The 8,240-nt window shown below is 32.0% G+C and carries 7 protein-coding genes and 1 pseudogene; 3 read left to right on the top strand and 5 right to left on the bottom strand.

Annotated elements, in window-relative coordinates; translation table 11 throughout:
• Positions 1–526 (top strand): TonB-dependent receptor domain-containing protein (locus ACJAZK_RS14405; RefSeq protein WP_415224636.1); only part of this gene is annotated, 526 nt, incomplete at its 5' end.
• Positions 527–537: 11 nt separating this feature from the next.
• A complete protein-coding gene (locus tag ACJAZK_RS14400; RefSeq protein WP_415224635.1) occupies positions 538–1,089 on the top strand; it encodes a YfiT family bacillithiol transferase in 552 nt (183 codons plus the stop codon).
• On the opposite strand, the gene ACJAZK_RS14395 is transcribed toward ACJAZK_RS14400, so the two are convergent.
• The 4 genes and pseudogenes from ACJAZK_RS14395 to argS form a co-directional block, all read right to left on the bottom strand.
• Entirely contained in the window at positions 1,079–1,354 is a 276-nt protein-coding gene (locus tag ACJAZK_RS14395) for a lipid A-modifier LpxR family protein (RefSeq protein WP_415224634.1), read from the bottom strand. The genes ACJAZK_RS14400 and ACJAZK_RS14395 overlap by 11 nt on opposite strands.
• A pseudogene (locus tag ACJAZK_RS14390) lies at positions 1,335–2,036 on the bottom strand (lipid A-modifier LpxR family protein). Before ACJAZK_RS14390 ends, ACJAZK_RS14395 begins: the two are co-directional and overlap by 20 nt.
• Positions 2,037–2,157: 121 nt before the next feature.
• Positions 2,158–2,748 (bottom strand): porin family protein, encoded by a 591-nt coding sequence (locus ACJAZK_RS14385; RefSeq protein ID WP_415224633.1) that lies wholly within the window; start codon positions 2,746–2,748, stop codon positions 2,158–2,160.
• Between the two features lie 124 nt (positions 2,749–2,872).
• A complete protein-coding gene (gene argS / locus ACJAZK_RS14380) occupies positions 2,873–4,657 on the bottom strand; it encodes an arginine--tRNA ligase (RefSeq protein ID WP_415224632.1) in 1,785 nt (594 codons plus the stop codon).
• 589 nt (positions 4,658–5,246) lie between these two features.
• Between argS and ACJAZK_RS14375 the strand changes: the two genes are divergently transcribed.
• Positions 5,247–7,301 carry an ATP-binding protein gene (locus ACJAZK_RS14375; RefSeq protein WP_415224631.1) on the top strand — a complete coding sequence of 685 codons (2,055 nt, stop codon included), beginning with the start codon at positions 5,247–5,249 and terminating at the stop codon, positions 7,299–7,301.
• Positions 7,302–7,989: 688 nt separating this feature from the next.
• Here ACJAZK_RS14375 and ACJAZK_RS14370 read toward each other — a convergent pair.
• Positions 7,990–8,240 (bottom strand): arginine deiminase-related protein (locus ACJAZK_RS14370; protein WP_415224630.1); only part of this gene is annotated, 251 nt, incomplete at its 5' end.

The following is an 8,240-nucleotide window of genomic DNA, read 5'->3' as shown; positions in this document are numbered from 1 at the left end:
GGAAATTGGCAAATTTCAAGTGAGAGGGATTGATTTTCTTATCAATAAACAGTTTGATTATTTTAGCACATGGTTGAGTTATTCTTATAGTAAAAACGATTATATTTTTGATGATTTCAATGATGGCGATCCTTTCCCTAATAATATTGATGTTCGACACGCTGCGACCTTTGCAAGCACCTATGATTTTAATAATTTAAAATTTGCTTTAGGTTTCAATTGGCATTCTGGCAGACCGCAAACCTTACCTTTAGAACTACAAAATCAATCTAATTCTCAAATTGATTACGATACTCCTAATAGCATTCACATAAGTGACTACTTTAGAACAGATATATCTGCAACGTATCAATTAAAATTCACCAATAAACTGGATGCCTCTATCGGAGCTTCCATATGGAATCTTTTCGATAGAGAAAATGTCATTAATACCTATTATGCTAAAAACAGTGATGGTGACATTATAACTATAGACAACTTATCTTTAGGTATTACCCCAAATATTAGCTTTAGATTACGATTTTAAATATAATTCTTATGACTTCAAAAGACCTATACAGCTTGCGTTTTCCAATTGGAGAATTTCAAAAACCTGACACTATTTCTTCGGAAATGATAAACTTGTGGATTAATGATCTTGAACGTTTTCCTTCGGAAATTAATAAAGCTATAAAAGTGTTATCTAAAGAACAATTAAACTGGACATACCGACCAGATGGCTGGAATATCAAGCAAGTGGTTCATCATTGCGCAGATAGCCACATGCACAGTATTATAAGATTTAAGTTAGCGTTAACGGAGGACTCTCCAACCATAAAACCATTTTATGAAGATCGTTGGGCAACACTTATAGATGGTAATGATGATAGTCTGGATGACTCTTTGAATGTACTAAGGGGTCTTCATAATAAACTAGGTCAGCTACTAAAGCACATCTCCGAAGACGAGTTGTCAAGAGAATTTATGCATCCTGATCATTTAAAACGTTTAAGAATAGATGAAACTATTGGAATGTATGCTTGGCATAGTAATCATCATTTGGCTCATATTAAGCAAGCTATTACCTATGAAGGACACTTTAAAATGTAAAACTAATTCTTATGCCTCCCCATTTTGCTAAATCACCCATGTTAAATTCTTTTGTAATACTTGAGCGTATATATTCAAAATAGAGTGTTTTGGTTTGTATAACCACGCCATAGTTAAACTGAAATGTAAAACGTTCAAAATCGCTCCAAGAAAGAATATAAGCGCTTTTCCTATTAATTAGACCACCTTGCAATGTCGCATCATGACCAATTACAGTGAAAACAGGTTGAGCGTAGGTGTAAATTTTAAAATTTCTTTTCTTCAAAAGAAAAAGAACTATTAAATCTCCCTAAAACCACATTTGATCCAACCGAAATATTAGTAAACAAGGTCCCAGTATTTATATTAGATTGCGCTTGTAATAGTAATAAATTATACACTTTTAAAATTTGCTTTTCCAAGCCCAAATTATAGTTCAATACAAGAACATTTTTAATTTGATGTCGCCATCCTCTCGGTATTTTATTACCCGTGGCTTTATGAATAGCTACTTGCATTTCTTCACCAAAAGCTCCAGGACCTATTAACCCTATATTTAAAGATGAATGTAATCTTAGTTTCCTTTCCGCCTCTATACCAATTACTTAGCTCCTTAGCATTATAGCTGCAGCAAATGGTCGATCTCCAAATTGTATTTCTGGTAAATCATATTTATTTGGTGTGAATCCAATATGCTCAATAGCTAAGCCATATCTCAAATTAAAACCGTCTGGTTTAATTAAAATTGTATTGATAGGATTCATTTCAAAAAAGGGAGATACAAACTCCAAACTATAACCATGTGTATAGTTTTCATCACTTGCTGCAAAACAATCATTATCATAATTAAACCTGAAATACCGAGGACTATCGATGTCTCTAAAAGACACAAGATTATCAATTTTTTGACCTATTGCATTAAAACACAACGCACATAAAACCACACTAAAAACAGTTGTCTTTATCATACGTTATCGACGTGATTTGATTCGTAGTGGTATTTAAAATTCTCAAAAAAGAATCTAAGTATTTCACAAAAAAAAGCTCAAGACTAAAATCTTGAGCATAATTACCAAATTGTATTTTTTTTTACAAATCAAATCCTATTGAGAAATGCCATACTCTATTGTTAGGGCTTCGATCATCATAAATATCTCCTAAGCCTAAATGATATCTAACACCAATACTCACACCCGAATCTGTTTTAAATCCACCTCCAAAATTGACACCGTAGTCAAAACTATTAGGATCAAACTCCTGAGAGGTATCAAATAAATTAAAACTACTATCAAATTTTTCCTTATGAGAAATAGCATATCCAACTTGTGGACCTACGTCTATAAAAAAGTTATCAGTAGGATATACTTTAAACATAATTGGAACATTTATATAATTAAGCCTCTGAGTAAAAGTTCCATTGCTATTTTTAATTTCATAACCTTGTTGAGAGTATAGTAATTCAGGTTGGATAGAAAAATTATCATTAATAAATGATTCGCCATAAACACCAATGTGAAAACCATGTCGTTGACCTGTTTCACCATCTCCATCATAAGATACGGCTGCTAAATTATAACCACCTTTTATTCCGGCAGCTGACTCTCTTTTGGTAGTTTCCTGCGCTTGAATAACACCTAATAAGCTAAAAAAAAGCACCATTGTAAAAACTTGTTTTTTCATAAAATGATATTTGGGTTAATTATTAAATTTCCATTCTAGTGGTATACACGATTACAACCCGAAAATAGTTTTCGCAGAGACTAAATGAAAAATTTAAAATTTTCAGAAACTAAACTTAAGTGAACTACATACGTTCTGGTACATGGATACCTAGCAAACCAAATGCGTTCTTAATAACATTAGCGACGCTTTGTGCCAGCTGTACACGAAATACTTTTTCAGTGTTAGTATCTGCTCCTAAAATAGAAACATTTTGGTAAAACGAATTGAACCCTTTCACGAGTTCGTAGGTGTAATTAGCAATTAGTGCTGGACTGTAGTGGTCTGCTGCATTTTGAATCACCTCAGGGAATACTGCTAATTGTTTTATGAGTTCTCTTTCCTTCTCATGTAAAGACACTTCATCTGTGCTTAAAGTGACACTGGCATCAATATTAGACTTACGTAAAATAGACTGTATTCTAGCATAGGTATATTGTATAAACGGACCTGTATTTCCCTGAAAATCAATAGACTCTTTTGGATCAAATAAAATACGTTTTCTAGGATCTACTTTTAAGATAAAGTACTTTAAAGCACCCAATCCTATGGTTTTATATAGGTCTTGTTTTTCTTCTAAAGAATAGCCATCTAACTTCCCTAACTCTTCAGAAATTTCTCCAGCAGTCTGCGCCATTTCATCTACCAAATCATCTGCATCTACAACAGTCCCCTCTCTACTCTTCATTTTTCCTGAAGGTAAATCAACCATACCATAACTTAAATGGTATAAATTATCTGCCCAATCAAAACCAAGCTTTTTAATGATTAAAAATAAAACTTCAAAATGATATTCTTGCTCATTCCCGACAGTATAAACCATACCACCAACATCTGGAAAATCCTTAACCCGTTGGATTGCTGTACCAATATCTTGCGTCATGTAAACAGCAGTGCCATCACTGCGCAAAACTATTTTTTCATCGAGACCTTCATCGGTTAAATCACACCAAACTGAACCATCTTCTTTTTCTATAAATACCCCTGTTTTTAACCCTTCTGCAACAAATTCTTTTCCTAATAAATAAGTTTGACTTTCATAGTATAGTTTGTCAAAATCCACCCCTATACTTTTGTAAGTGGTCTCAAAACCGTCGTAAACCCAACTGTTCATCATTTCCCAAAGTGCAACGACCTCATCGTCTCCGGCTTCCCATTTAAGAAGCATTTGTTGAGCATCTAATATAATTGGCGCGTTTTTCTTTGCATTTTCTTCTGTTTGACCTTCGGAAATGAGCTGTTGTATTTCAGCTTTATACTCCTTATCAAACTTCACATAATAATTCCCAACCAGTTTATCTCCTTTTAACCCTGATGATTTTAGAGTTTCTCCATTTCCGAAGCGTTTCCATGCCAACATACTTTTACAGATATGAATTCCTCTGTCGTTAATTATTTGAGTTTTATAGACCTTCTTCCCTGAAGCTTTTAAAATTTCGGAAACACTGTATCCTAAAATCACATTTCTGACATGACCTAAATGCAAAGGTTTATTAGTATTTGGCGAAGAATACTCGACCATTACAGCTTTTTGATCTGAGTTTGTTGCTATGAAACCGTATCGAGAATCATCCTTTATACTGTTAAAAAAATTGATATAATATGCCTCTTCAATTTCAATATTTAGAAACCCTTTGACCACATTGAACGCTTTTACCTCATCAACATGAGCAACCAAGTATTGACCAATTTGTTCTCCAATTTGAACAGGATTTCCTTTTACAACCCTCAACATAGGAAAAACAACTACCGTAATATCTCCAGCGAACTCTTTACGCGTTGCTTGAAATTCTACCGATTGTAATTCTGCATTAAAAACAGCTTTAATAGCCTGTTTTACATTATGTGAGAGTATCTCCTGAAGATTCATTTTAATATTGTTTTTAAGTCTGCAAAGATAGGATTTTTATTAAATTTTAAAGATGTGATAGCGCTTTTATTGATTATTTTGAGCTTCACAATAATCTAGACAAACACTAATAAATTTAATTTATAATGTGTGTAAAATTTTTAGGACTGCTACAGATTCGACGAATGAACTATCAATGGAAAATAAAAGCTTGAATAATCCTTACTTCTTATGAAATCACCATCTTATAAATATTTAGACATATGTACTTATATATCAATACATTAACCTATAATATAGGAGCTTTGTGCATTTCATCGACAAAAGTGTAGTTTTTCTATGATTTTTGCCGTTCATCTATTCGTCGATGTTTTTCAAATTTACATTATTCACTTTAACTAATTTATGGGTATTAAGACCTAAAAATTAGGGTTTAAGAACATTTTTCTACATTTTTGAATAGCTATTAATCAAAGTCCCAAACGTTGATGAAACTTAATAATCAATCTTTACTGAGATTGACATTGTTATTTCAACACTCTAACTATCCAACCTCGAAGGATGTTTCGTGTACAAATAATTTTGCAATTATTCATACCTTATCTAAAGTATGAAGCAGTTAATTACTTTAGCTGTATTGTGTACTTCGCTTTTTTGTTTTTCACAAACAAATGAGATCGACAGTCTTACTGTAGAATTAGCTTACCAAAAACAGGATTCATTGAAAGTTGAAACCTCGTTACGATTAGTAAAAGCGCTATACAACTCAAAAAGTTATAAAAAAGCCCTCACTTATATTGACAATACAGAACGCTTAGCTAAATTACTAAATCATACTAAAGGAATTGCTGACGCTAGTTATTACAAAGCTTTAATTTACGCTCACAATGATGATTACTACAATGCGATTGATGGTTTTAATAGATCGCGAAGATATTATAGCCAATTAGGTGATACATTAGGAATTGCAAAAGTGAATAACAGTATTGGCTTAATTGAAATTAAGCGTGGCAATTATGGTATAGGTTTACAAAATTCACTTTCTGCAATTCAAACTTTTGAAACTAGAAACCTTAAAGATGAATTAAGCTCTGCGTATAATAATCTGGCAGACGCCTATTACAATACAAATCAAATTGATAAGTCTTTAGAATTTAACATGAAAGCCCTAAAAGTTAGGGAAGAATTAAAAGATAGTACTGGTATAAAAACATCTATACGTAACATAGCTACTTTATATTCTGAAAGAAAAGAACATAGAAAGGCTATAGAATATTATGAGAAGGCGTTAACACTTCTTAATCCAAAAAAAGATCAAACACTTCGTGGTGAAATTTTACCTCGAATTGGCGCAGAATATTTAAGATTTAAAGATTATGATAAAGCTGCTAAATACCTTGTAGAGGGTTTACAATTTAATAGAAAAATCAACAGTAATGATGGTGTTTTAAGAGCACTTAATGCCGTGGGTGATTTAAACATTCAACAAGGAAATTTGAAAATCGCTGCTGTACAAGTAAATGAAGCGTATTCTATCGCAGTTAAAATCGATAATAAACCTGAGCTTCTCAAAAATTACAGATTGCATAAAGAATTAGATTCTATTAAAGGGAGATTTCAAAATGCATTTTTCTGGCAAGGTAAATATTACACATTAAAACGTGAGCTAGACCAAGACAATCAGGCAAAAATACCTATCATAAGAAAACCGCTAGAAACCGAGTCCTTAAATGAAATTAAAGACTTCAAAGCTTTAGAGTTAGAAAAACAAAGTGAAATTGAAGCTATTGATTTTAAAGAACTAAAAACTATTTCTTATGTTTTAGGAGCAGCCTTTTTAATTGTAATTACAATCCTATTACTAGTTTATTTTAAACGTAAAAACATATTCAAACTTAATAAAAAACTTCAAAATAAGAACGCAGAAATCATATTGATAAATGAAGCGTTTGCTGAAAAAACAAAACATCTTGAAGAAGTAAATAATGTAAAAGACAGACTGTTTTCAATTGTTTCTCATGATCTAAAAGATTCTATTTCATCGATAAAAGGTTTTATAGACTTACTTAAAGAAGATGGAATTTCACGCGAAGAATTTTATGATTTAGTCCCTGAGCTAAGTGAAAATGCCGATAGTGCATCGCAACTTCTTTACAACCTTTTAAATTGGTCTAAATCTCAAATGCAGAATTTAGAACCAAAAGCAGAGCTTTTTAATATACAAGACGTCTTTAAAAATAAAATAAGTTTAGTTGAGCAAAAAGTTGACCAAAAACGCATCATTTTTATTGATGAGTCACGAAGAGATTTTATCTATGCAGACAAAAGTATGATTGAAATCGTAATTCAAAATTTAATTACCAATGCCGTTAAGTTTACACGCATAGGCGATTCTATTACTGTTTCAAATTCTGATCACAATGGTAAAAGTTTAATTTGTGTTGAAGATACAGGTGTTGGTATTTCTAGAGAAAATATTGATAAGCTATTCCAAAGTGGGACGTTCTCTACCAGAGGAACAAGTAACGAGAAAGGTACTGGCTTAGGTTTGACTATTTGCAAAGAATTAGTTGAACTAAATAAAGGACGCATTTGGGTAGAAAGCACACCAGGAATAGGAACTAAATTCTATGTTGAACTTCCTAAGATTGAACCTAAAAATTAATCAATTTTCTTTAATTAATTGAATCTATTTATTTTTAGTATCCTACTCAAATTCAAAACCAATCATATGGCGACACTTTATATTTTTATGCACTTTTACGGCTGTTGTTCACTATTAAGATAAAGCGACAAATTCCCATTAAAAAACAAACATTAATCACGTACGAGTCTCGTTTTATTTAATCCGAGACTACTCATACGATTCAGAAATTCAGTCTCCATTTAATACTTCCTATTTTAATATTTTATTACACGTATACCCCTTTTGAGAAAGACAAAGGATATTTCCTTTGTATTGAGCATGCTCTTAACGCTAAACAACAAAAACATAAAGGACAATGTGTGTATGAAGTCAAACAAGAAAGCAACACATGTATAGCTATTCAATTTGGACTATTGTAAATAATTATATATGGGTTTGAAAATAGAAATCACTAGTAACGTTTTACTCACATACCTCAGGTAATATGAGTAAAAACCAAGTATAGCTGGATGTATTAAAACCTATAAAATCAAATTTTCAAAAAGGAGATGGGCAAAACTTATTAAAGCAGTCTAAATGGAACATCTTATATAATCACTGAAATTAAAATTATGGAAGATAAAATCATTTCTTAGAATAGAGGATTTAATGATAACAATACATAACAAGGGTGCCTAAAAAGCAGCTATATTTTTGATAAACTGAATTAAGCTTTAGGCAAGAAAACCTCAGCCATCATACAACGAGCACTTCCGCCTCCACAAGTCTCTATAGTTTCTAGTGAGCTTGATATAATTGGGCAAAAGACCTCGATATCTGCAACTTGCTTTGAAGTAAGACTATCATGAGCAGCCTTACTCATCACTAAATAACGTTGATCATTTTCTCCTTTTACTTGCAACATATTACCAGCAAATTGGTGCATTTGTGATTCAGAAATCACTATGATCGTCTTGC

Origin of the sequence: Psychroserpens sp. (assembly GCF_047633235.1) — a bacterium.
In the GTDB taxonomy this organism is placed as follows: Bacteria; Bacteroidota; Bacteroidia; order Flavobacteriales; family Flavobacteriaceae; genus Psychroserpens.
This window is presented reverse-complemented; position numbering and strand designations above follow the sequence as displayed.